Below are 21,248 nucleotides of genomic sequence, written 5' to 3'. Positions count from 1 at the left end.
CAAATCGCCGGCCGGCGTTGTGCTCGCCTGACGTGCCGTTCTCGCCGGCAAGGTCGCGCCTATCCCTTGTGCGACATGATATGCGAAACCCCGACACTCACGTCGGCGGTGTGTCTTGCCATCACTGCGTTCATTCGCATTGCAATCGCCGCATAGCCGTTTCGTTCGTGGTCGGTAACTTCCGAGGGCTTGAAGAGCCAAGGAAGGGGTGCAACCTGCGCGTCGGCGAAATTGGCCGGCAGGTTCGATGGCAAGGCCTTTTTCCCTAAAGGCAGCTCTAGCCCAAGGTCGCTAAATTCCTCCTCGAGACTGGCGTGCAGATGAGAAAGGACCACATAGATCGCCAGCTTTGATCTAGTCCTTTCTGTGTTGTTTTGATCGTACTCTTGAAGAACCTCATCGAACGATGGCGATACGTCGCTTTCCGCAGCGGTAGCTCGTGTTGCAACAGCGCCGGCCAGGGCAGTCGCTGCCATTCCTGTAAGACCTACAAAATCACGCCTTGTCGTGCTGGTTATGGTGAATTCCCCTCGGTTTTGAAGACGGACCAAGTCTGGCAAGGACGAGGCGCAGTGGCAATAGGCCGCATACGCTACTGGTGTAGAGGGTCTTTACGTCGCCGATGTGAATCCACCCATCCACCCGGCAACGATAGTGCCAAGCCGCCAGCAGGCCTGCAATGCGTTCGCGAGCTTCGTCTGAGAGACGCCGTGAATCCAAGGAGGATTTCCTTGGAATTCATCCAGGCAAGGGTTCGAAAAAAATCCGCTGGTGGAGCTGAGGAGGATCGAACTCCTGACCTCGTCATTGCGAACGACGCGCTCTCCCAGCTGAGCTACAGCCCCGTCCAGCGGATGGGGCTTTTATCGGCCGCTGCGGTTTCCTGTCAAGGCTGCGCTTGCTGCCGAAATGCCGTTCGGCCGTTCGTGCGCCCTCGCCATGCGGCGGAAGGCGGCTCTTGCCGCTTTCACCTACAGTGGCTACATGTCGGGCGTTCGCAAGGAGCAACCGATGATCGCAGTCTTTTATACGCTGCATGCCGCGATTAATATCTATTGGTACATTGTGATTGGTGCGGCTATCTTCTCGTGGCTGTACGCCTTCAACGTCGTCAACTCGCGCAACCAGCTTGTCGACTCTATCGGCAACATGCTTTATCGGCTGACCGAGCCGGCGTTGCGGCCGATCCGCCGCGTCCTCCCGGACCTTGGCGGGATCGATATCTCGCCGATCATCCTGTTGCTTGCGCTGACATTTATCAGCGTGTTCCTAGACACGACCGTTCAGCCGATGTTCGGTATCGGATCGATGTGAGTCACGAGACGAACCGTTTCTTTCGACTTCGCGCCGACGGCATCGACCTGTTCGTCCGGCTGACGCCGAAAGCGGCGATAGACAGGCTGGAGGGCATCGAAACATCGGTGGATGGGCGAAGCTATCTAAAAGCCCGCGTCCGCGCCGTGCCGGAAAACGGAGCCGCCAATCGAGCGCTGGAAAGGCTGGTAGCTAAGGCGCTTGGCGTGCCGGCATCGGCCGTCTCGATCGCCGCCGGCGGCACAGCTCGGCTGAAGACGCTGCGCGTGCTTGGCGATCCCGCGGCGCTGGCGAAACGCATCGATACGCTGGGCACGCCTGCGCCATGATCTCGGCTCGCTCACTTACCCCGCAAAAAAGGCCGGGCTGAAAAGCCCGGCCAGATGTGAAGGTCGAAAACCTTCAGAGGGGAACGCGCCGGACGAATGGGAGGAAACATCCGACGCCAGTTGCATATGGGTTGGCGTCGGCGACGTTTCAATGAGGTCGGAGGAAAGCTCAATGACCACTACTCGAGTTCTATTCTTCGATGTTCTGGGAACCGTCGTTGACTGGCGCAGCGGTATCGCAAGGGAGGCCGGCGCCTTCCTCGCGCGAGTTGGTGCAGAGCAGGTCGATCCCGGTGAATTCGCCGATGCGTGGGCGTCGCGCTATGACGCCTCGACCGAGGCGGTGCGGACGGGGCAGCGGCCTTTCGTGTCACTTGACGTAATCAACAGGGAGAATCTGGACGCCACCCTCGTCCAGTTCGGGCTGGCCCCATCCGAGCTGCCGACCGCCGAACTTGAGGAACTCAACCTCGCCTGGCACCGGCTGGAGCCGTGGCCCGATTCGCTGAAAGGCCTTGCGAGGCTAAAGGAACGCTTCATCATCGTGCCCTTATCAGGGGCCAATACCCGGCTGTTGCTGGATATGGCCAAGCGCGCCGGCCTGCCTTGGGACACCGTCCTTGGCTCGGATGTGTTCGGCACCTACAAGCCTGCGCCGCAGGCTTATCTCCGCGCCGTGGAGATCCTGGGGGTGCGACCTGCGGAGGCCGTGTTGGTCGCCGCGCACAATGACGACCTGGCTGCGGCACGAAGGTGCGGTATCGGAACCGCCTTTGTTGCTCGGCCAAAAGAGCATGGCCCGGCGCAGACGACCGATCTCTCGCCTCTTGAGAGCTGGGACTTTGTGGCCGACGACCTTGTCCATCTCGCCCAAGTTCTCCCGTAGGCCGAGGGCAGAAAACCTAAGCGATGTCGTCGCGAATGCAGGCCTTCAGATGGCCCTCGGCTGTCGCCCTCAGCGGCGGCACAGCCCCGGCGCAAGCTTCCAGCGCGAACGGGCAACGGGTTCGGAAAACGCAGCCCGACGGCGGGTTTGCCGGGCTTGGAATATCGCCCTTGAGCACCTGCCGGCCTTGCCTGGCCAGCGGGTCGAGCCACGGAATGGCCGACAGCAGCGCGCGCGTGTAGGGATGCTGCGGCCGGGCATAAAGCTCGGCCGCCGGCGCAACCTCCATGATGCGCCCGAGATAGAGCACGATGACCGTATCGCAGATGTACTCGACGACAGCCAGATCGTGCGAAATGAACAGCATGGTCAGGCCGAGCCGGAGCTGCAGGTCGCGCAACAGATTGATGATTTGCGCCTGGATCGAGACGTCGAGTGCCGAGACCGGCTCGTCGGCAACGATGAATTCCGGCTCGAGCGTCAGCGCCCGGGCGATGCCGATGCGCTGGCGCTGGCCGCCCGAAAATTCATGGGCGTAGCGGTCATAGGCGTCGACCGGCAACTCGACCGCGGCAAGTGCCTTCTCGGCCTTCGCCCGCCGCTCGGACTTCTTGCCGATGCCTTGAATGTCCAGGCCTTCGGTGAGGATCTGCCCGATCGTCATGCGCGGCGACAGGCTGGCGAAGGGATCCTGGAAAATATACTGCATCTTGCGGCGCTGGCGGCGCAACTGGGCGGCACCCAGCCTGGTGATGTCGGTGCCGTCATATTTGATTTGGCCGGATGTCGGCTCGATCAGACGCAGCACCGAGCGGCCGATCGTCGTCTTGCCGGAGCCGGATTCGCCGACCAGGCCGACCACCTGGCCACGCCCGATATCGAAAGAAATATCCTCCAACGCCCTTACGACGGGTCCGCGCGAGAACGCTGTCGGCGCAAAATGCTTGGTCAGGTTTTTGACAGCGAGGAAAGGGGCGTCGGCCATCAGAGCTCCTCCCAACGCAGGCAGCGGCTTTGCTGGGTCGGCGTCGCCCCAAACAATGGAGGGACCGCAGCGCGGCAGGCAGCGATAGCCATCGGGCAACGCGGCGCGAAGGAACAGCCCTTGGGCAGCAAGGCGAGCGACGGAACATTTCCGGCAATGGTCGGCAGCGGCGTTCCCGCCGCCTTCAGCGCCGTGGCCTGGCCGAGCCGCGGCACCGAGCGCATCAACCCTGCCGTATAGGGATGACGCGGACGGGCGAACACTTCGCTCACCGGACCTGTTTCGACGATACGCCCGGCATACATCACCGCCACCCGGTCGGCGATTTCGGCGACGACGCCGAGATTGTGGGTGACGAACAGGATGCCCATGCCGCGCTGCGCCTGCAGGTCGGCCAAAAGATCGAGGATCTGGGCCTGGATGGTGACGTCCAATGCGGTTGTCGGCTCGTCGGCGATCAGCAAGCCTGGATCGCAGGACAGGGCCATGGCTATGGTAGCGCGCTGGCGCATCCCGCCCGAAAGTTCGTGCGGATATTGCCGCGCCCGCCGCTTCGGATCGGGAATGCCGACCTGTTCCAGCAGCCGCACCGCATCTGCTTCTGCCTCGCGGTGCGATTTGCCGAGATGGATGCGGATCGGTTCGGCGATCTGCTCGCCGATCGTGTAGACCGGGTTGAGGCTGGTCATCGGCTCCTGGAACACCATGCCGATCTCATTGCCGCGTATCTTGCGCAGCGACTCGGCATCGAGGCTGGTCAGCTCGGTAACCGTGCCGTTCTTGCGCCGCAGCGCGATCGACCCCTCGGCGATATGTCCGACCCTCTTTGGCAACAGGCCGATAATCGACAGGCTGGTGACAGATTTGCCGGACCCGGATTCGCCGACAAGCGCCACCGTCTCGCCGGAGCCGATCGTCAGGTCGACATCCCTTACCGCCGCGATGTCGCGCCCCGCGACGCGGAACACCGCGCGCAGGCCGGAAATCGAGAGGATCGGCATGGCGCTCAGCGGAGCAGCCCCACATCGCGAAGGATCATGTCGATCTTTGCGGTTTCCTCGTCGTTCAGGCTGCGCTGCGGCCGCGCCATGGTGTTCGACCCGATGATGCCGAGGCTCTTCATCGCCGCCTTGAAGGCGCCGACGCCGGCCGAGCCGGCGCTGGTCCTGCCGAGCGAGATCCAGACGATCTCGAACAGTTTCAGCAACCGCTCCTGCTCCAGGCGGGCTTCGGCATGCTGGCCCGCCTGCGTCAGCTTCCACAGCCTGACATAACCATGCGGGTCGACATTGGCGAGCCCCGGCACGACGCCATGCGCACCCATCGCCAGCACGCTGTCGACCAGGATCTCGGAGCCGGTCATGCCGAAGAAGCCGGGGTCGTCGGCCATGTCCTTGAGCACGTAACGCAGATTGCCGTCGTCGCCGCTGGAATCCTTGATGCCCGCGATGGCGCCTTCCCTGGCGAGGCCGACCGTGGTCTTGCGCTCCAGCTTGACGTGGACACAGACCGGGATGTCGTAGGCGATGACCGGAATGTCGATCGCATCCTTGATATAGCGGAAGTGGTCGCCGATCTCCGGCTGGCTGGTGCGGGTATAAAACGGCGCGGTGACGACGATGGCGTCGGCGCCGGCCGATCTGGCGATCCGGGCGTGGTTGATGACGCGGTCGGTCGTCGGGTCGATGACCCCGGCGAAGATCGGAACCCGGCCGTTATTGACCTTGACCGCGTGCTCGAGGACGGCCCTGCGGCCCGCCTCGTCGTGGAAGACCACCTCGCTGGTCGAACCGAGCACGAACAGCCCGTGAACACCGCCGTCGAGCAGGTTCTCGATGGTGCGGGTGAACGACGGAAAGTCGATGCTGAAATCGGCATTGAGCGGGGTGACGACAGGTGGCACGACGCCGGTAAACAGGGGCATTTTGATAAACCTTTGAGGTCAGTTGAGATCGGAGCGGGGGTCGAATGCGTCGCGCAGGCCGTCGCCGATGAAATTGATGGCGAGCACGGTGAGCACCAGTGCGGCGCCCGGGAACATCCATTGCCAGGGGTAATTTTCAAGCACCACGGTGGAGCGGGCGAGATTGAGCATGTTGCCCCAGCTGGCTTCGGGCGGTGCGATGCCGAGGCCGAGGAAGGACAGGCCGGCCTCGAGCAGGATGGCGTTGGCGATCTGCAAGGTGGCGTAGACGACCAGGATATCGATGCAATTGGGCAGGCCATGCCGGAACAGCAGATGCGGCAGCCTCGCGCCCATGCCGCGGGCGGCAACGACGAAATCGCGCTCGCGCAGTTCGAGCAGCCGGGCGCGCACCATGCGCGACAGCACCGGCCAGGAGAGCAGCGAGATCACCAGTATGGTCGGGGCGATGCCGGTGCCGGCGATCGAAGCCAGCACCAGCAGGAAGATCACCGGCGGCAGCGTCATCGCCAGGTCGACCAGGCGCATCACCGTGCCGTCGACAAGACGCCCGCCAAAGCTGGCGACGGCGCCGACCAGGAAGCCGATGACGGTCGATATGGCGACCGAGCAGACGGCGACCAGCAGTGAGATCCGTCCGCCTTGCAGCAGCCGGGCCATGACGTCGCGCCCGACGCCGTCGCTGCCCAGCCAATGAATGGCCGACGGCGCCTTGTTCATTGCTCGGAGGTCGATGGTGTTAGGACCGAACGGCCACCACAAAGGATACGTCGAAACCGCCAGCAGGATCGGGATGACGATCAAAAGCCCGGCACGCGCCGCGCGGTTTTCAAAAAAGCGGTCGAGCGCGCGGCGAAGCGGGCCTTTGGTTTGCGGCACGGCTGTCGGGTCAACTGTAGGATCTGGCGCCGTGATTGCCATCATGCCACCTGAATGCGCGGGTCGACGACGGCATAAACGACGTCGGTCAAGAGGTTGACCAGGATGACGCAAACGCCGATCACCAGGGTAGCGCCCATGATCACCGGGTAATCGCGGGTGCCGACGGCGTTGACCAGAAGCAGTCCCATGCCCGGCCAGTTGAACACGCTTTCCAGGAAGATGGCGCCGCCGATGGCGATGCCGACAGTTGAGCCGATCAAGGTAATGACCGGCAAGAGCGCGTTGCGGGTTGCATGCTTGATGATAACCCAGAACTCGCGCACGCCCTTGGCGCGCGCCGTCCGCACGTAATCCTGGTTGAGCACTTCCAGCAGCGAGGCGCGCATGTAACGCATAATCAGCGCGGCATGGCCGACGGACAGCAGGCAGGCGGGCAGGACGAGGTGCGCAAGCACATCCGTCGCCGAGAACGGCGCACCCGCGGTCTGCATGCCGCCGGACGGCGCCCAGCGCAACAGCACCGAGAAGAAATAGAGACCGAGCAGCGCTGTCAGAAAAGCCGGGCTGGAGATACCGATAAACGACAGCACCGACAGCGCGATGTCGGATGGTTCGTTACGGCGCACCGCGCTGAAAATGCCGGCGGAAATGCCGAGCACGATGGCGATCGCCAGGCCCGTACCCATCAGGAGCGCCGTCGGGCCGATGCGTTCCATGACCAGTGGCAGCACGGCAACGCCGCTGCGCTGGATCGAATAGCCGAAGTCACCGCTCAGCGCCGCGCGCAGCCAGGCGAGATACTGCACGGGAAGCGGCCGATCGAGCCCGAGCCGTTCGCGCAGGCCCTCGAGGTCGGAAGCCGACATGGGGACCGATGGGTTGATATAGGCGTCGATCGGATCGCCCGGCGCCAGCCGCAACAGGATGAAGATGAGGACGCTGAGTGCGACCAGCATCAGCAATCCTGTGGCGCTGCGGCGGGCAATGAAGCTCAGCATGGGCTTTCCGTGGCGGTGGCAGGCGGCGCCAAAGTGGTCCCGCCTGCTCGCTTGCTTGCGGGTTTCTTACTGGATGTCCCAGCGCTCGGGGTGAGCTGCGTAGGGGCCGCCGCCCGGCGCCGGCGTCCAGACGAAGTCATGCAGCTTGGTCGACGCCACGCCATAGCGGTTGGCCACCCACAACGTCGCCCAGGGCAGGTCCTTGTTCATCACCTTGCAGACCTCCTGCCAGGATTGATCGAGCTTGGCCGGATCGGTCTGGCCGAGCGCGGCGTCCAATGCAGCGCTCAGATCGTCGAACCCGATGCGCATGGTGTTGAAGCCTGCCGGCGGGATCTGCGACTTGTTGAGGCCGGGATTGAGGCCGGCCGGGTTGGGGCCATTCTGCAGGCCGGCATAGACCATCGGAAAGGCGTTCCAGTCCGGCGTGCCTTGCTTGTAGACGATGCCATTGTAGGTCGGCGTATCGACGACCCGCGGCACCACATTGATGCCGACTTCGGCCAGCATCGACTGGATGGCGGCCATCACGTTGGCCGCTTGCGGCGAGCCGTAATAGGTCAGCAGGGTGATCGGTTTGTCGCCGTTGATCTTGTCCCAGCCCGCCTCGCTCAGCAGCGCCTTGGCCTTTGCCGGATCGTAGGCATAGGGTTCGAGGCCTGCGGGAACAAGGTGCGGCGCGACATAGCCGCAATTGGCTGGCTCGGCGGCACCGCCGTAGAGGCTGTCGATGATGGCGCTGCGATCGATCGCGTACATGATCGCCTGGCGGACACGGATATCCCTAAACAGGTCGACCTTCTGGTTCAGGCCGATATAGTTGACCACGTACGAGGCACCTTCGATCACCTTGAAATTGCTGTCGCTCTTGAACGATGCCGCATCGTCGGGCTCGACATAGGTGAACTGGATTTCGCCGGCACGGAGCGCGGCAACGGCCGCCGCCGGCGACTCGAAATAGCGGTTGATGAGCACGTCTACCTTCGGCTTGCCGCCGCGATAATCGTCATCGGCTGCCAGCTCGACATATTGGTCGCTCACGTAGCGCTTGAACTTGAACGGGCCGGTGCCGACCGGAGTGGTCGACCACCAGGTGCTTGTCGCCAGCGATTCCGGCGGCAGGGCGGCCAGGGCATGCTCCGGCAGGATCATCAGCTGCGAGAGGATGGATAGAAACGAGCCGTTCGGTTTCGATAGCTTCACCACTGCGGTGTGGTCATCCGGCGCATCGACCGAGGCGATGTTGGCGAGGCGGGCGGCAAACAGGCTGCCGGAGGCCTTGTTCCTGGCAAGCTCGAGGGTGAACTTGACGTCCTTCGAGGTGAACGGCTTGCCGTCGTGCCAAGTCTCGTTGACCAGGTTGAACGTATAGCTCAGCTGGTCGTCGCTGATCTTGTAGTCCTTGGCGAGGTCGCCTTCGATCTCGGTCAGTCCGGCATTGTAGATGACCAGCGGTTCAAAATAGGTGCTGAGCCAGGTGTAGCCGCCGGTCGCGACCAGCGGGTTGAAGTTCTTGGGAAAACCGCCCGGGCCGACGTCGAAGCCGCCCGCAATGGTCTTGGCGCTTTGTGCCTGGACACTGGTCAATGGGGCAATGCTGGCGAGCAGCAGCCCGGCGACTGAGAGTGCGATGGTCCTGATGCGCATGGTTTCCTCCCTTGGCATAGTCAGGTTGTTCTTCAGCTTGCTCGGTTTTTGGCGATAACCTGCTGGATCCCCCGGTAATGGTCATCGAGCCGCCGACGCGCCTGGTCGACATCCTTGGCGGCGACAGCCTCGACGATCTCGTGATGGTCGCGCCATGTCGCCAGCGGCGTCGGATTGTCGAGATTGGTGAAATTCGAGGCCTTGTTGAACGCCATCCAGAAGATGTCGATCAGCGCGCTCAGCATGCGATTGTTCTGGCAGCGGAACAGCAGCTGATGGAATTGCTGGTCCTCTTCGGCGAAGCTCTCATGGCGCTCGGCACGTTGCCGCATGCGCTCGGTCAACTGGCGCAGCGCTTCGATATCTTCGGCGCTGATCATCTCGATCGTCTTGGCGATGAGGCCGGTTTCCAGCACGCGACGGATTTCGCGCAGCTCTTCGACATCGCGCAGCGAATCCTGCAAACCGTAGGCCAGGTTGTCCAGCAGCGGCTTGAACGAGAACTCCTTGACGAACACGCCGATGCCGCGCCGTGTCTCCAGGATGCCGATCGATTCCAGCGCCTTGATGGCCTCCCGCACGGAGTTGCGGCCGACGCCGAGCCGCTGCGCCAGGAACGTCTCCGGCGGCAAGGGATCGCCGGCCTTGAGCTGGTTGCTTTCGATATAGGCCCTGAGGCTTTCCTGCACGGTGACGTGCAGCAGCGGTGGTCTGCTCAACGGTTCGATCGACTTCAGTTCCGCCATCCCACTGCTTTCATCATCCGCTGAAGCTTGCCCGCTGCTTGTCGTATAGCTACTTGTAGGATATCCTGCAAGCCCATAGCAACGTGTTACTCCCGAATGAAGATAATCCTCGCCGGCTCGAGCCACTGGCACGCCGAAATGCACCTCGACGCCGCACGCTTTCACGGTGCGGAGATCGCCGGTATCTGGGACGAGAATCCTGGCCAAGCCCATGCGTTCGCCGCGCACCACGACCTGCCGTTTATCGAAGATTTCAAGGAGATACTCTCCAGCCCGCCGGATGTGATCCTGTTGATGGGGCACCCTTCGATGGTGCCGGCGCGGGCACGTGCGATCATCGCGGCAAGGATACCGCTGATCCTTGAGAAGCCGGCGGCCAGCCATACGAGGGAACTGATGGCGCTGCGCGACCTTGCCAGGCAGCACCAGGCTTTTGTCGCTGTTCCCCTGCCCAACCGTTTCGGGCCGGCCGTTGCCGGCCTTGAACGGCTGCGCCGGCAAGGTCGCGCCGGCCCTGTGGCGCATTGCCAGTTCCGGCTGGTCAACGGCCCGCCGCAACGCTACATCGCCGACGGTGTCGCCTGGGTGCTCGACCCGGCGGTTGGTGGCGGGGGTGCGTTGAGGAATCTCGGTATACACGGCGTCGACGCGGCACTCAGCCTCGCAACCGGCAAGCTCGGCCTGAAAAGCGTTTCGATCGCGAACCGCATCCATCCCGGCCCGGTCGAGGATCACGCACTTCTGGTGCTGGAAGACGAGGCCGGCGCGCTGTTCATCGTCGAGGCCGGTTACACCTTTGCTTCGATGCGCCCCGGCGGTGACTTCGAGTGGCGCATCGTCAGTGCCAATGCCACCCTCATCGATCATGGCGACCATGTTATCTGCGCAACGCTCGACGACGCGGCAATCGTCGACTTGCCGGTCGAACTGCCGGCAACGCGCTACCGTCTGTTCATACGCGATACGCTTGACCGGCTGGCCAGAAAGGCGCCTCCGCCGGTGTCCATCGAAGATTATGTTGCGGCGATGTCGCTGATCGACGCCGCTTATCAAAAGGCAGGACCATGATTGGAATAGGAATTATCGGCGCCGGCGATTTCGGCGCAGCCCATGCGCGGGCAATCCGTGAGGTTGGCGGCATTCGCCTCGTCGCCGCCTCTCGAGGAAATGCCGACGCACTGCAGCAATTCACCGCTGAACATGGCGGCCGCGGCTACGCGGACTGGCGAAGGCTGCTGGACGACAAGGAGGTCGATGCGGTCCTCATTGCCAGCCCGCACCATCTCCATGCCGAAATGGCCATCGGCGCGGCAAAGGCCGGCAAGCATATCCTGCTCGAAAAACCGATTGCGCCGACGGTGGCTGCCTGCGATGCGATCAACGCCGCCGTGGCCAAGGATGGCGTCAAGCTGATGGTCGCCCACCTCATGCATTTCGCCCTGCCCTGCATGGCGGCCAGGCAAATTCTGGAGGAAGGCGAGCTCGGCCGGCCGCTCGCCGGATCGAGCTGGATCATCAAGCTGTGGATGGAGCACAATCGCCGCGACTGGCATCTGCGCAAGGCGACCGGCGGCGGCATGCTGTTGACGGCCGGCATCCACGCGGTCGATCGCCTGGTCTGGCTGATGGATGACGATGTCGTGTCGGTGAGCGGCATGCTCGGCGCCAAGTTCCATGACCAGGAAGCAGACGACAGCGCTCTGCTCGGATTGCGCTTCGCCGGCGGCGGCATCGGCCAGGTGCAGAGCGTCGGCTACCGCACCGGCGCCACCACCTATGCCATGGATCTGGTCTGCGAGCGGGGAACGCTGCGCATCGACATGGACCGCGGCACCATGCTTGGCCGCGAGACGGTCTGGACCGAGCTGCCCGGTTCCTTTGAGCCGAACTGGATGCATAACGCGCTGGTGCGCGAATGGAGCGCAATGCGCGATGCCATTGCCGATGACACGCCGGTGCCGGTCGACGGCATCTATGCGCGCAAGATCGTCGCCATTATCGAGGCTGCCTTCGCGTCGAACGAAACCCGCCGCGAACACGAGATCGCCGGTGGACGCTGACCTCGACGACCATCTGGCCCGCTTGCCCGCACACGCACCGCGCGGCATCTGGGGCGCGGTGATGCTGGCCATCGACGATCGCGGAGCGATCGACTGGCAGGCGACGGAAGAGACGATCGCCCGGCTCTGCGCCTCAGGCATCGACGGCGTCTATTCCAATGGCACGGCCTGCGAATTCCATTGCCAGACCGAGCCCGAATTCGACCGGCTTTGTGAGTTGGTCGCAACCATAGCCGGCCGCGCGCGCCTTCCTTTCCAGATCGGCATCAGCCAGTCCAATCCGCGCGTCGCGCTCGAGCGACTGACGCGGGTCGCCGGACTTCGCCCGGCGGCGGTGCAGTTCACGCTGCCCGACTGGTGGCCGCCCAGCGACGACGAGGTCATGCGCTTTGCCGGCGGCCTGTGCGAGGCCGCGCCTGAAACACCGCTGGTGCTCTACAATCCGCCGCACGCCAAGCGCCACCTGACGCTCGACGGCATCGCCAGTCTGCGTGCGGCCGTGCCATCGCTGGTCGGCGCCAAGCTGCCGGGCGGCGACGCCGGCTGGTATGCCGACATGCGCCGCAAACTGGACGGATTTTCCGTCTTCGTCCCCGGCCACACGCTGGCAACAGGCTATGCTGGAGGTGCCCATGGCAGCTATTCCAACGTTGCCTGCCTCAACCCGAAGGGCGCGATGATGTGGTGGCAGATAATCCGCACCGACATGGCCGCCGCTGCCGAGGTCGAGGCCCGCATACAGGCCTTCCTCGCCGCACATGTCCTACCGTTTCGCACCCGTTACAATGTCGGTGATGCAGCACTCGATAAGGCGATCGCGGCGGCCGGCGGCTGGGCGCCGCTCGGCCCACGACTGCTCTGGCCCTACAGCTCCGTTCCCGATCAGGAAATACCGACGCTGGCCAGGGCGGCTCACGCGGCTTTCCCGGAATGGTGGTAGACCCGTCACCAAGGCGCGGGACGACGGAGGCTCTTCAGCAGCCGGCGCGTGCTCCCCGTGTCGAGCGTGACGCAAACGCCCCCGGCTGAGGGACATCGGCCTCGCGGCGTGCCAGCGAATTGCGCAAGAGCGCGATCGCCTCGCGGCCGGCGGTCGCAATCTCGCGTGGCCTGTCGACGCCGACGATCATGAACTCCTTGATCCCCAAAGCGGCGTAGGAAAGCAGCGAAAGCGCGACCTGCGCCGGCGGCCCGGCAAGTTCGAGCGCCTTCTGGCAGGAAGCGGCCGGTTTGTCTTCCGAACGGATTCGGACGGGAAGCGCGAAACGCAGCTTGCCGGCCCGGCCGTGTTCGGCAGCAGCGCCGCGTACGCGCTCTATTGACTGGCGGATTTCTGCAAGCGAGCCAGGCGCCAGTTCGAACACGTCCGCATGCCTGCCCGCGACCCTGAGCGCAGTGCCCGACTGCCCGCCCATGCGGATGGTCACATCGGCACCATGCGGCCCCTTGCGCGGCACATAGCCGCCTTTGATGCTGTAAAAGGTGCCTTCATGGTCGAACGGCCTGTCGTTCGACCACAACCGCTTCAGCAGCACCAGATATTCGTCGATGCGTTGCCAGACCACCGTATGGCCGGCCGGACGTGCCTCGGCATCGTCGTCGCTCAGCGGCTCGCTGAGCATCCTGAGCGACAGCCGGCCACCGCTTCTCGCGTCGAGGGCAGCGAGCTGCCGCGCCGCCACGGTTGGTTCGATCACGCCTGCCCAATGCGTGAGCACGACCTCCAGGGACGAGGTCCGGTCCAGCGTCTGGGCGGCAAGGTCCATATTGGTCAGCAGCCCGGCCTGGTCGTCGATGACGATCCTCTGGAATCCAGCATCCTCGATCAGTGACAGCTTCGTCGCGGTCTCGACAAAGTCATAGAAAAAGCTGGCGTCGGCAGCGTGGATCTTACCGGGAACATGCGTGAACTCGATCGGCATTGCCATCTCCTCCATCACGTTGGAATCAGGGCGCGCAAATGCACACCGGCATTCGGTTCATCAACTCCGGAATTTCTGCAAACGGCAGGCCGCTATCCCGAGGAAGCCTCGATGATCAGAGCCTTGACAATCAGGGGATCAGCCCCAGTACCACTGCCCCGGTGAATACAAACGCAAGGGCAAAGACGAGATAGGCGAAAGCACCGGCATAGGCCGGCCGCCACACCTGGTCGGAACCCAGCCTTTGGCCTTTGCGGGCAGTCTGAGCGTTCTGGCTATAGGACATATCGACCTCCGTCTCGGCGCTTAATCTATAAAATCAGTAGACTTTGTCGAGTGCTATTTTCGCGCGATCCTTAGAACAATTTTCTCCAAACGGCGGACAAGTTAGTGCTTTTACTGCTTAGCGCTGCCTTTTGCGGCATGCCGGGGTGACGGCAGGAAACGTCAGGTCCATGTGTCTGTGGCTCCTTGGCCATCCAATGGATGAGGGATAGCATCGCTTCAGCGGAAAGCCGCGACGTCACGACAAGGCAGGAGGGAGCAAACCATGGGGACAAGACTGGCCGGCAAGGTCGCCATCATTTCGGGCGGCGCGACGGGAATGGGCGGTGCGGCCTCGGAGCTTTTCGCGGCCGAGGGCGCCAAGGTGGCGATCGTCGACCGCAACGGCGAAGCGGCGGCGGCCACCGCAGCGGCAATCAGGCAACGCGGCCACGTCGCTGAGCACTGGGTCGCCGACGTATCGGATGAGGCGCAGGTCGAAGCGGCGGTGAAGGGCGCGACGGAAAAATTCGGCCCGGTCACGGTTCTGTTCAACCACGCCGGCACCCTCGTCATCAAACCCTTCCTGGAGACCACGCCGCAGGAATGGGACTGGCTGCATGCCGTCAATGTGCGTTCGATGTTCCTGATGACGCGTGCTGTGCTGCCCGGCATGATCGCCGCCGGCGGCGGTTCCATCGTCTGCACCTCGTCGATCTCGGCGGTGGCGGCGACGCCGATGGAGGTGCTTTACGACACCACCAAGGGCGCCTGCCATATGTTCGCGCGTGCCATCGCCGTCGAGTTCCGCGACCGCAACATCCGCTGCAATGCGGTCTGTCCAGGCTTCATCAGGACACCGCATGGCCTGCGCGAGGTCGCCGATCTCGACAAACTCGGCGTCGATGTCTCCGACGCGGCAATGGCGGCGCAGCAAGGGCGGATCGGCGAGCCGGAAGAGGTCGCGAAGGCAGCCCTGTTCCTGGCCAGCGACGAGGCCAGCTTCGTCAACGGCGCCCATCTGTTCGTCGATAACGGCTTCACCGCGATGTGAAGGGCGAAGCGCCGCTACCGCTCTTCGCGCCGGAACGGCTTGAGCAGCGCCGACGGGGCCACCGCATTGCGCGACATCACCGCCATAGCGACGATGGTGAAGATGAACGGCAGCATCAGGAAGGCCTCGTAGGGGATATGGCCAAGCCCGCTCGCCTGCATACGCAACTGCAAGGCGTCAACGAAGGCAAACAGCAGTGCCGCGCCTGCCGATCGCCACGGATCCCAGCGGCCGAAAACGACGAGCGCGATTGCCACCCAGCCACGCCCCGAAACCACGCCGAAGGTGAAGGCGTTGAATTGCGCCATCGACAGGAAGGCACCGGCCAGTCCCATCAAGGCACCGCCGAGGATCACCGCCTGGAAGCGTGTTGCAATGACGCTGACGCCGGCAGAATCGGCGGCACGCGGGTTTTCGCCGACCATGCGCACCGCTAGGCCCCAAGGCGTGCGGTAGAGCACGAAGGCGGCCAGCGGTATGGCCAGCATCGCCATGTAGACCAGCGAAAACTGATTGAACACCGCCGGCCCAAGCACCGGTATGTCGGACAGGATCGGGATCGGCAGCGTCTCGAAACCCTTGATGTTCGGTGGCACCGATTGCTGTCCGAAGATCAGCCGGTAGAGGAAATAGGCAAGGCCCGACGAGAACAGCGTCACGCCGATGCCGCAGACATGCTGGCTGAGGCCGAGCGCTACAGTGAACAGCGCGTGCACGGCGCCCATCAGCGCCCCGGTCAGCACCGCCGCGAGCACGCCAAGCCAAAGGCTGCCGCTGAGGCTCGCCGCGGTGAAGCCGGTCATCGCCGACAAAAGCATGATGCCTTCGATGCCGAGATTGAGCACCCCGGCGCGCTCGGAGAACATTTCGCCCAGCGTTGCGAAGGCCAGGGGCGTGGCGATGCGGATGATGGCGGCCAGGAAGCCGACCTGGAATATCTGCTCCAGCACCACGCTCATTTGGCTATTCCCACGCGACGGAGGCGATAGGCGGTGAACAGCAGCGCCACCAGCATGGCAAGCAATGCGGTTCCCTGAATAACATCGCTGAGGAAGGCCGGAACGCCGGTGGCCCTCGACATCGCCTCGGCGCCGGTCATGACGGCGGCAAGGAAGATCGCCGCCGGCACCACGCCGAGCGGATTGAGCCTCGCCAGCATGGCGACGACGATGCCGGAATAGCCATAGCCCGGCGAGATGTCGCTCATCACCTGGAAATGCACGCCGCCGACCTCGCCGACGCCGGCAAGGCCGGCCAATGCGCCAGACAGCAGCGCCGTCGAAATCAGCACCCGCTCGACATTGATGCCGCCATAGCGCGCCGCTTCCGGGTTTTCGCCGGTGACCCTGATGCGGAAGCCGAGCGTGGTGCGCGCGACCACGAACCAGATGACCGGTGCTGCGACCAGCGCCGCGACGACGCCGAGATGCAGCCGTGTGCCTTCGAGCAGCACCGGAAAATTGGCCGTATCCTCGATCGGCGGCGAGATCGGGTAGCCGCTGAAACTGTCCTTCCATGGCCCCTCGATCAGCGCCATCAGTGCATAGAAAATGACCGAGTTGAGCAGCAGTGAGCTGACCACGTCATCGACCCTGAATTTTACCCTCAGCGTGGCGGGGATCAGGGCGACGGCCGCGCCGGCGGCAGCGCCCGCCAGCGCCATCAGCAGCATGGCGAGCGGCCCCGGCATCGGGATTGCACCGACGGCACAGCTCGCCGCCGCACCAGCCAGCAATTGCCCTTCGGCGCCGATGTTCCAGAATTTGGCGCGGAAGGCGACCGCCACGGCCAGTCCGGTGAAGATCATCGGCGCGGCACGCACCAGCGTTTCGGTGATGGCGTAGCTGTCGCCCAAAGACGCCGAAAACATAACGCCATAAGCCTCGACGACGCCGGCGCCGGCCAGTGCGATGAGGCCGCTGCACAGGATCAGCGTCGCGCCGATAGCGAGCAGCGGCAGCGCCAGATTGAACCAGGCGGGCGTTGAGGTGCGGGCCTCGAGACGGAACATCAGGCATGGCCCTCCGCTCCGGTCATCATCAACCCGAGTCTGGCGATGCTGGCGTCGGCGCTGTTCAGCGTGCCGACGATGCGGCCTTCATACATCACCGCGATACGATCCGAGAGCATCAGCAACTCTTCCAGATCCTCGCCGATGACGATGATGCCGCAGCCCTTGGCGCGCATGTCGAGGAATTTTTCGTGGATGAAGCGCGCGGCGCCGATGTCGAGGCCGCGAGTCGGCTGCGAAACGATCAGCACCTTCGGATCGAAGGCGAGTTCGCGCGCCAAAAGCGCCTTCTGCAGATTGCCGCCGGAAAGCGCCCCGGCGCGCGTCATCGGCCCGGGGCAACGTATATCGTAGGCTTTGATCTGTGCCTCGGCGAAGGCGTGGATCCCATCCGGCTTGAGCAGGCCGTTGCGGCTGAACGCCGCCGTGCCGATGCGCGGCAGCACCATCGAATCGGCGAGCGGCAGATTGGTGACCAGCCCTGTCGTCATACGGTCTTCCGGGATGCGGCCGAGGCCGAGCGCCTGCACTGTGCTCGGCGAGAACCGCGAAACCGTTTTGCCGGCTATGGTCATCTTCCCGGCATCGGGCGCACGCACGCCGGAGATGACCTCGGCAAGCGCGCGCTGGCCATTGCCGGAGACGCCGGCGATGCCGAGGATCTCGCCGCCACGAACCGACAGCGAAACATCGCGCAGCGCCATGCCGGAATGATGCGATGTCGAGATACCGTCGAGGGTCAGCACGGCCGCACCCGGCATCGACGGTCCTCTGGCCGGAGGCACGATCTCGTGGCCGCACATCAGCCGCGCCATCTCCGAGGACGTGGTGCTGGCCGGCGCATCGACGCGGCCGGCAACGCGCCCATGCCGGAGCACGACGCAGCGATGCGTCAGCGCTCGCACCTCGTTGAGCTTATGCGAGATGAAAATGATGCCAAGCCCTTGTGCCGCCATCGAGCGCAGCGCCGAAAACAGCCCGTCGACCTCGGTTGGTGCCAACACCGCCGTCGGCTCGTCGAGGATCAGCAGCCTTGCGCCGCGAAACAGCGCCTTGACGATTTCGAGCCGCTGTTGCTCGCCGACCGACAGCGCCGAGACGGGGAGGTCCGGGTCGAGCGTCAGCCCGTGCTGGCGGCCGATCTCGGCGAGCCGCGCCAGCCCGCCGGCGCGGTCGATCCGGCCCGATCTGCCGGGAATGCCGATCAAGAGGTTTTCCAGCACCGAAAGCCGCGGTGCGAGATGAAAATGCTGGTGCACCATGCCGATGCCGGCGGCCAGCGCATCGGCCGAACTGTTGATCGCCACCGACCGGCCCTGCACCAGGATCTCGCCGGCATCGGGCGCATAGGCGCCGAACAGCACGTTCATCAGCGTCGTCTTGCCGGCGCCGTTTTCGCCGAGCAGCCCGAGGATTTCACCCGGCGCGACACTGAGATCGACGGCCTCGTTCGCCTTGACGGCGCCAAAGCTCTTGGAGATGCCGCGCATTTCGATGAGAGGGGCAGGCGTTGACAAGGGTGCTCCCGATCGGAATTGGCTTTACGGTTCAGCTTTGATCGACGGGAATGCGCTGCACCCCCCTCTGGCCTGCCGGCCATCTCCCCCTCAAGGGGGGAGATCGGATGTCACTTCGGCTTTCGCAAATCGTCAGCGCTGAAGAAGAGGTGCTGTCGGCGAAGCTGCTAATCTCCCCCCTTGAGGGGGAGATGGCCGGCAGGCCAGAGGGGGGTGCGACAAGCGCCAGACCCCCAAAAGACATCGCTCAGTCCGAGACCGGCGTATTCTCATCGACGTCGACGCGGAAATTGCCATCGAGTATCTCGGCCTTCTTCTTCTCGACCAGTTCCTTGACCTCGGCCGGCAGCGTCTTGTCGAACTTGTGGTAGGGCGCGAGGTAGGAGCCGCCCTTGGCCATGCGCGAGAAATCGCCGTAATCCTGCGCGGTGAAGACGCCGGCCTTGACCAGCTTGATCGCCTGCTCGACGGTCGGATACATATCCCAGACCGGCCCGGTGATCACCGTGTCGGGGCCGAGGCTCGACTGGTCCGACATGTTGGAAATGGCGAGGATCTTCTTCTCCGCCGCCGCTTCGATGACGCCGAAGCGCTCGGCATAGACGACGTCGACGCCTGCGTCGATCTGGGCGACAGCCGCTTCCTTTGCCTTTGGCGGATCGAAGAACGAGCCGATGAAGGCGACCTTCTTCTTGATGTTGGGATTGACCTCTCTGGCGCCGGCAAAGAAGGCGTTGACCAGCCGGTTCACTTCCGGAATGCCCATCGCCGCGACGGCGCCGATCGTGCCCGATTTCGACATCTTTCCGGCGATCATGCCGGACAGATAGGCCGGCTCATGGATCCAGTTGTCGAAAACGCCGAAATTCGGCTCGGCCGGCCCGGCGCCGGAGCCGAACAGGAAGGCGGTCTTCGGGAACTGCTTGGCGGTCCTGCGCGATTCGCGCTCGGCGGCGAAGGCATCCCCCAGCACCAGCTCATAGCCGCCCTGCGCATATTCGCGCATGACGCGGCTGAAATCGGCCGTCTGCACCTTCTCCGACCATTTGTATTCGATGCCGAGTTCCTTCTCGGCCTTCTGCAGGGCAACATGGATCTGGTTGTCCCACGGCTCCTCGATCGGCGTGGCGAAGATAGCCGCCACTTTCAGCTTCTTGGTCTTGGCAAAGGCGCTGCCCGGCAGCATCGCCGCCGCCAGGCCGAGCGCGCCCAGCTCCAGCACGTTGCGGCGCGAAAGCTCTTCGCGTTTCGATTGGATTCTGCTCTTCCCGTTGTCCATTGCATGCCCCTCTGATTGGCGCCGTGTCGAGCCGGCTCTCTTCTCTGGAATATCAGCGAAGGAACTATGGAACGGTGCCCGGCTTTTGTCCACATGGTCAAATTTGAGTGGGCGGAACGCGCCATTAAATGGCCTGGCAAATCGACGCTTGCTCACAATCGCTCCAGCGCCACGGCGATGCCTTGGCCGACACCGATGCACATGGTGGCGAGCGCGTATCTGGCGCCGCGTTCACGCAGCTCCAGCGCCGCCGTGCCTGATATGCGCGCGCCGGACATGCCGAGCGGATGGCCGAGCGCGATGGCACCGCCATTCGGGTTGACGTGCTCCGCATCCTCGGCAATGCCGAGCTGGCGCAGCACGGCGATGCCTTGCGAGGCGAAGGCCTCGTTGAGCTCGACGACATCGAACTGTTGCGGCGTCAGGCCGAGCCGGGCACACAGCTTTTGCGTGGCCGGCACCGGGCCGATGCCCATGATGCGCGGAGCGACGCCGGCGGTGGCACCGCCCAGAATACGGGCGATCGGCGTCAACCCGTATCTTTTCGCGGCTGCTTCCGAGGCGACGATCAGCGCCGCCGCGCCGTCATTGACGCCCGAGGCATTGCCGGCCGTAACCGTGCCGCCTTGCCGGAACGGCGTCGGCAACTTGGCCAACGCTTCGATCGACGTGCCGCCGCGGGGATGCTCATCTCTGTCGACAACGACCGGATCGCCCTTGCGCTGCGCGATCGTCACCGGCGTGATTTCCTTTGCCAGCCGGCCATTGGCTTGTGCGGCTACAGCCTTGTCCTGGCTGCGCACGGCAAATGCGTCCTGGTCGGCGCGGGAGACAGCGAACTCTTCCGCCACGTTCTCGCCGGTCTCCGGCATCGAATCGACGCCGTATTGCTTCTTCATCAGCGGATTGATGAAGCGCCAGCCGATCGTGGTGTCGTAAATCTCGGCATTGCGCGAAAAGGCGGTCTCTGCCTTCGGCAGCACGAACGGAGCGCGGCTCATCGATTCGACGCCGCCTGATATCATCAGCTCCGCCTCGCCGGCCTTGATGGCGCGGGCAGCAATCATCACCGCATCCATGCCCGAACCGCAGAGACGGTTGACGGTCGAGCCCGAAACCTCCTTCGGCAGGCCGGCCAGCAGCAGCGCCATGCGCGCCACATTGCGGTTGTCCTCGCCGGCCTGGTTGGCGCAGCCATAGACGATGTCGTCGATGGCAGCCCAGTCGATGTTTGGATTGCGCTCGACCAGCGCCTTCAGAGGTATAGCGCCGAGATCGTCGGCACGGACCGCCGACAACGAACCGCCGAAGCGTCCGATCGGCGTGCGGATGTAGTCGCAGATATAGGCCTCGGCCATTATACAGCCTTCCCGGTTGCGCTGATGATTTCTGCTCCCGACCCAGCCATGTTGGCCGCATTCTCCTTGAGA

General features: G+C 63.9%; 22 protein-coding genes and 1 tRNA gene. 7 read left to right on the top strand and 16 right to left on the bottom strand.

Translation table 11 applies throughout. From position 1 onward, the window contains the following. Window positions 1–59: 59 nt before the first annotated feature. Entirely contained in the window at window positions 60–476 is a 417-nt protein-coding gene (locus NKJ81_RS15140; protein WP_352540885.1) for a hypothetical protein, read from the bottom strand. Window positions 477–769: 293 nt separating this feature from the next. After that, window positions 770–845: transfer RNA gene (locus NKJ81_RS15135), tRNA-Ala, on the bottom strand. A 166-nt stretch (window positions 846–1,011) separates the two neighbouring features. Between NKJ81_RS15135 and NKJ81_RS15130 the strand changes: the two genes are divergently transcribed. The 3 genes from NKJ81_RS15130 to NKJ81_RS15120 all read left to right on the top strand — a co-directional run bounded on the left by NKJ81_RS15130 (window position 1,012) and on the right by NKJ81_RS15120 (window position 2,529). Continuing rightward, the gene (locus NKJ81_RS15130) at window positions 1,012–1,314 is read left to right on the top strand and encodes a YggT family protein (RefSeq protein WP_292657287.1); all 303 of its coding nucleotides are present in this window, start codon (window positions 1,012–1,014) and stop codon (window positions 1,312–1,314) included. After that, on the top strand, window positions 1,311–1,643 hold the full coding sequence (locus NKJ81_RS15125) for a DUF167 family protein (protein ID WP_352540884.1): 333 nt from the start codon (window positions 1,311–1,313) through the stop codon (window positions 1,641–1,643). Before NKJ81_RS15130 ends, NKJ81_RS15125 begins: the two co-directional genes overlap by 4 nt. A 172-nt stretch (window positions 1,644–1,815) precedes the next feature. Beyond that, window positions 1,816–2,529, top strand: coding sequence for a haloacid dehalogenase type II (locus NKJ81_RS15120; protein WP_352540883.1), 714 nt, complete (start codon window positions 1,816–1,818; stop codon window positions 2,527–2,529). Window positions 2,530–2,545: 16 nt separating this feature from the next. Here NKJ81_RS15120 and NKJ81_RS15115 read toward each other — a convergent pair whose 3' ends face one another. From NKJ81_RS15115 to NKJ81_RS15085, 7 genes are all read right to left on the bottom strand, one after another. Beyond that, window positions 2,546–3,514 carry an ABC transporter ATP-binding protein gene (locus NKJ81_RS15115; protein WP_352540882.1) on the bottom strand — a complete coding sequence of 323 codons (969 nt, stop codon included), beginning with the start codon at window positions 3,512–3,514 and terminating at the stop codon, window positions 2,546–2,548. After that, a complete protein-coding gene (locus tag NKJ81_RS15110) occupies window positions 3,514–4,524 on the bottom strand; it encodes an ABC transporter ATP-binding protein (RefSeq protein ID WP_352540952.1) in 1,011 nt (336 codons plus the stop codon). Before NKJ81_RS15110 ends, NKJ81_RS15115 begins: the two co-directional genes overlap by 1 nt. Next, the gene (locus tag NKJ81_RS15105) at window positions 4,521–5,438 is read right to left on the bottom strand and encodes a dihydrodipicolinate synthase family protein (RefSeq protein ID WP_352540881.1); all 918 of its coding nucleotides are present in this window, start codon (window positions 5,436–5,438) and stop codon (window positions 4,521–4,523) included. The genes NKJ81_RS15110 and NKJ81_RS15105 overlap by 4 nt, the downstream gene beginning before the upstream one ends. An 18-nt stretch (window positions 5,439–5,456) precedes the next feature. Continuing rightward, window positions 5,457–6,362: an ABC transporter permease gene (locus NKJ81_RS15100; RefSeq protein WP_502898799.1), complete on the bottom strand. Its 906-nt coding sequence runs from the start codon at window positions 6,360–6,362 to the stop codon at window positions 5,457–5,459. Further along, window positions 6,359–7,318, bottom strand: a complete 960-nt coding sequence (locus tag NKJ81_RS15095) for an ABC transporter permease (RefSeq protein WP_023678169.1) — start codon at window positions 7,316–7,318, stop codon at window positions 6,359–6,361. The genes NKJ81_RS15100 and NKJ81_RS15095 overlap by 4 nt, the downstream gene beginning before the upstream one ends. A 66-nt stretch (window positions 7,319–7,384) precedes the next feature. Beyond that, entirely contained in the window at window positions 7,385–8,965 is a 1,581-nt protein-coding gene (locus NKJ81_RS15090; RefSeq protein ID WP_352540879.1) for an ABC transporter substrate-binding protein, read from the bottom strand. Between the two features lie 32 nt (window positions 8,966–8,997). Beyond that, window positions 8,998–9,711 carry a FadR/GntR family transcriptional regulator gene (locus tag NKJ81_RS15085; RefSeq protein ID WP_352470738.1) on the bottom strand — a complete coding sequence of 238 codons (714 nt, stop codon included), beginning with the start codon at window positions 9,709–9,711 and terminating at the stop codon, window positions 8,998–9,000. 96 nt (window positions 9,712–9,807) lie between these two features. On the opposite strand from NKJ81_RS15085, the gene NKJ81_RS15080 reads away from it, so the two are divergent. From NKJ81_RS15080 to NKJ81_RS15070, 3 genes are read left to right on the top strand one after another with little or no spacing between them, the layout of a single operon-like run. Next, window positions 9,808–10,779, top strand: a complete 972-nt coding sequence (locus tag NKJ81_RS15080; RefSeq protein ID WP_352540878.1) for a Gfo/Idh/MocA family protein — start codon at window positions 9,808–9,810, stop codon at window positions 10,777–10,779. Continuing rightward, window positions 10,776–11,771 carry a Gfo/Idh/MocA family protein gene (locus NKJ81_RS15075; RefSeq protein ID WP_352540877.1) on the top strand — a complete coding sequence of 332 codons (996 nt, stop codon included), beginning with the start codon at window positions 10,776–10,778 and terminating at the stop codon, window positions 11,769–11,771. Before NKJ81_RS15080 ends, NKJ81_RS15075 begins: the two co-directional genes overlap by 4 nt. Next, complete coding sequence (locus NKJ81_RS15070) at window positions 11,761–12,711, top strand: dihydrodipicolinate synthase family protein (protein ID WP_352540876.1); 951 nt, start codon at window positions 11,761–11,763, stop codon at window positions 12,709–12,711. The genes NKJ81_RS15075 and NKJ81_RS15070 overlap by 11 nt, the downstream gene beginning before the upstream one ends. A 34-nt stretch (window positions 12,712–12,745) precedes the next feature. Here NKJ81_RS15070 and NKJ81_RS15065 read toward each other — a convergent pair whose 3' ends face one another. Continuing rightward, on the bottom strand, window positions 12,746–13,693 hold the full coding sequence (locus NKJ81_RS15065; protein WP_352540875.1) for an LLM class flavin-dependent oxidoreductase: 948 nt from the start codon (window positions 13,691–13,693) through the stop codon (window positions 12,746–12,748). A gap of 130 nt (window positions 13,694–13,823) precedes the next feature. Further along, window positions 13,824–13,979 carry a hypothetical protein gene (locus NKJ81_RS15060; protein WP_023678176.1) on the bottom strand — a complete coding sequence of 52 codons (156 nt, stop codon included), beginning with the start codon at window positions 13,977–13,979 and terminating at the stop codon, window positions 13,824–13,826. 264 nt (window positions 13,980–14,243) lie between these two features. Here NKJ81_RS15060 and NKJ81_RS15055 point away from each other — a divergent pair, with 264 nt between their 5' ends. Beyond that, window positions 14,244–15,011, top strand: coding sequence for an SDR family NAD(P)-dependent oxidoreductase (locus tag NKJ81_RS15055; RefSeq protein ID WP_352540874.1), 768 nt, complete (start codon window positions 14,244–14,246; stop codon window positions 15,009–15,011). Between the two features lie 14 nt (window positions 15,012–15,025). On the opposite strand, the gene NKJ81_RS15050 is transcribed toward NKJ81_RS15055, so the two are convergent. The 5 genes from NKJ81_RS15050 to pcaF form a co-directional block, all read right to left on the bottom strand. After that, window positions 15,026–15,970 carry an ABC transporter permease gene (locus NKJ81_RS15050; protein WP_023678177.1) on the bottom strand — a complete coding sequence of 315 codons (945 nt, stop codon included), beginning with the start codon at window positions 15,968–15,970 and terminating at the stop codon, window positions 15,026–15,028. Continuing rightward, window positions 15,967–17,022 carry an ABC transporter permease gene (locus NKJ81_RS15045; protein ID WP_352540873.1) on the bottom strand — a complete coding sequence of 352 codons (1,056 nt, stop codon included), beginning with the start codon at window positions 17,020–17,022 and terminating at the stop codon, window positions 15,967–15,969. The genes NKJ81_RS15050 and NKJ81_RS15045 overlap by 4 nt, the downstream gene beginning before the upstream one ends. Beyond that, complete coding sequence (locus NKJ81_RS15040; protein ID WP_502904290.1) at window positions 17,022–18,512, bottom strand: ABC transporter ATP-binding protein; 1,491 nt, start codon at window positions 18,510–18,512, stop codon at window positions 17,022–17,024. The genes NKJ81_RS15045 and NKJ81_RS15040 overlap by 1 nt, the downstream gene beginning before the upstream one ends. 274 nt (window positions 18,513–18,786) lie before the next feature. After that, window positions 18,787–19,818 carry a BMP family protein gene (locus tag NKJ81_RS15035; RefSeq protein ID WP_352540872.1) on the bottom strand — a complete coding sequence of 344 codons (1,032 nt, stop codon included), beginning with the start codon at window positions 19,816–19,818 and terminating at the stop codon, window positions 18,787–18,789. A 152-nt stretch (window positions 19,819–19,970) separates the two neighbouring features. After that, complete coding sequence (gene pcaF / locus NKJ81_RS15030; protein WP_352540871.1) at window positions 19,971–21,176, bottom strand: 3-oxoadipyl-CoA thiolase; 1,206 nt, start codon at window positions 21,174–21,176, stop codon at window positions 19,971–19,973. Window positions 21,177–21,248: the final 72 nt, after the last annotated feature.

Source organism: Mesorhizobium sp. M0018 (assembly GCF_040323955.1).
GTDB lineage: Bacteria > Pseudomonadota > Alphaproteobacteria > Rhizobiales > Rhizobiaceae > Mesorhizobium.
This window is presented reverse-complemented; position numbering and strand designations above follow the sequence as displayed.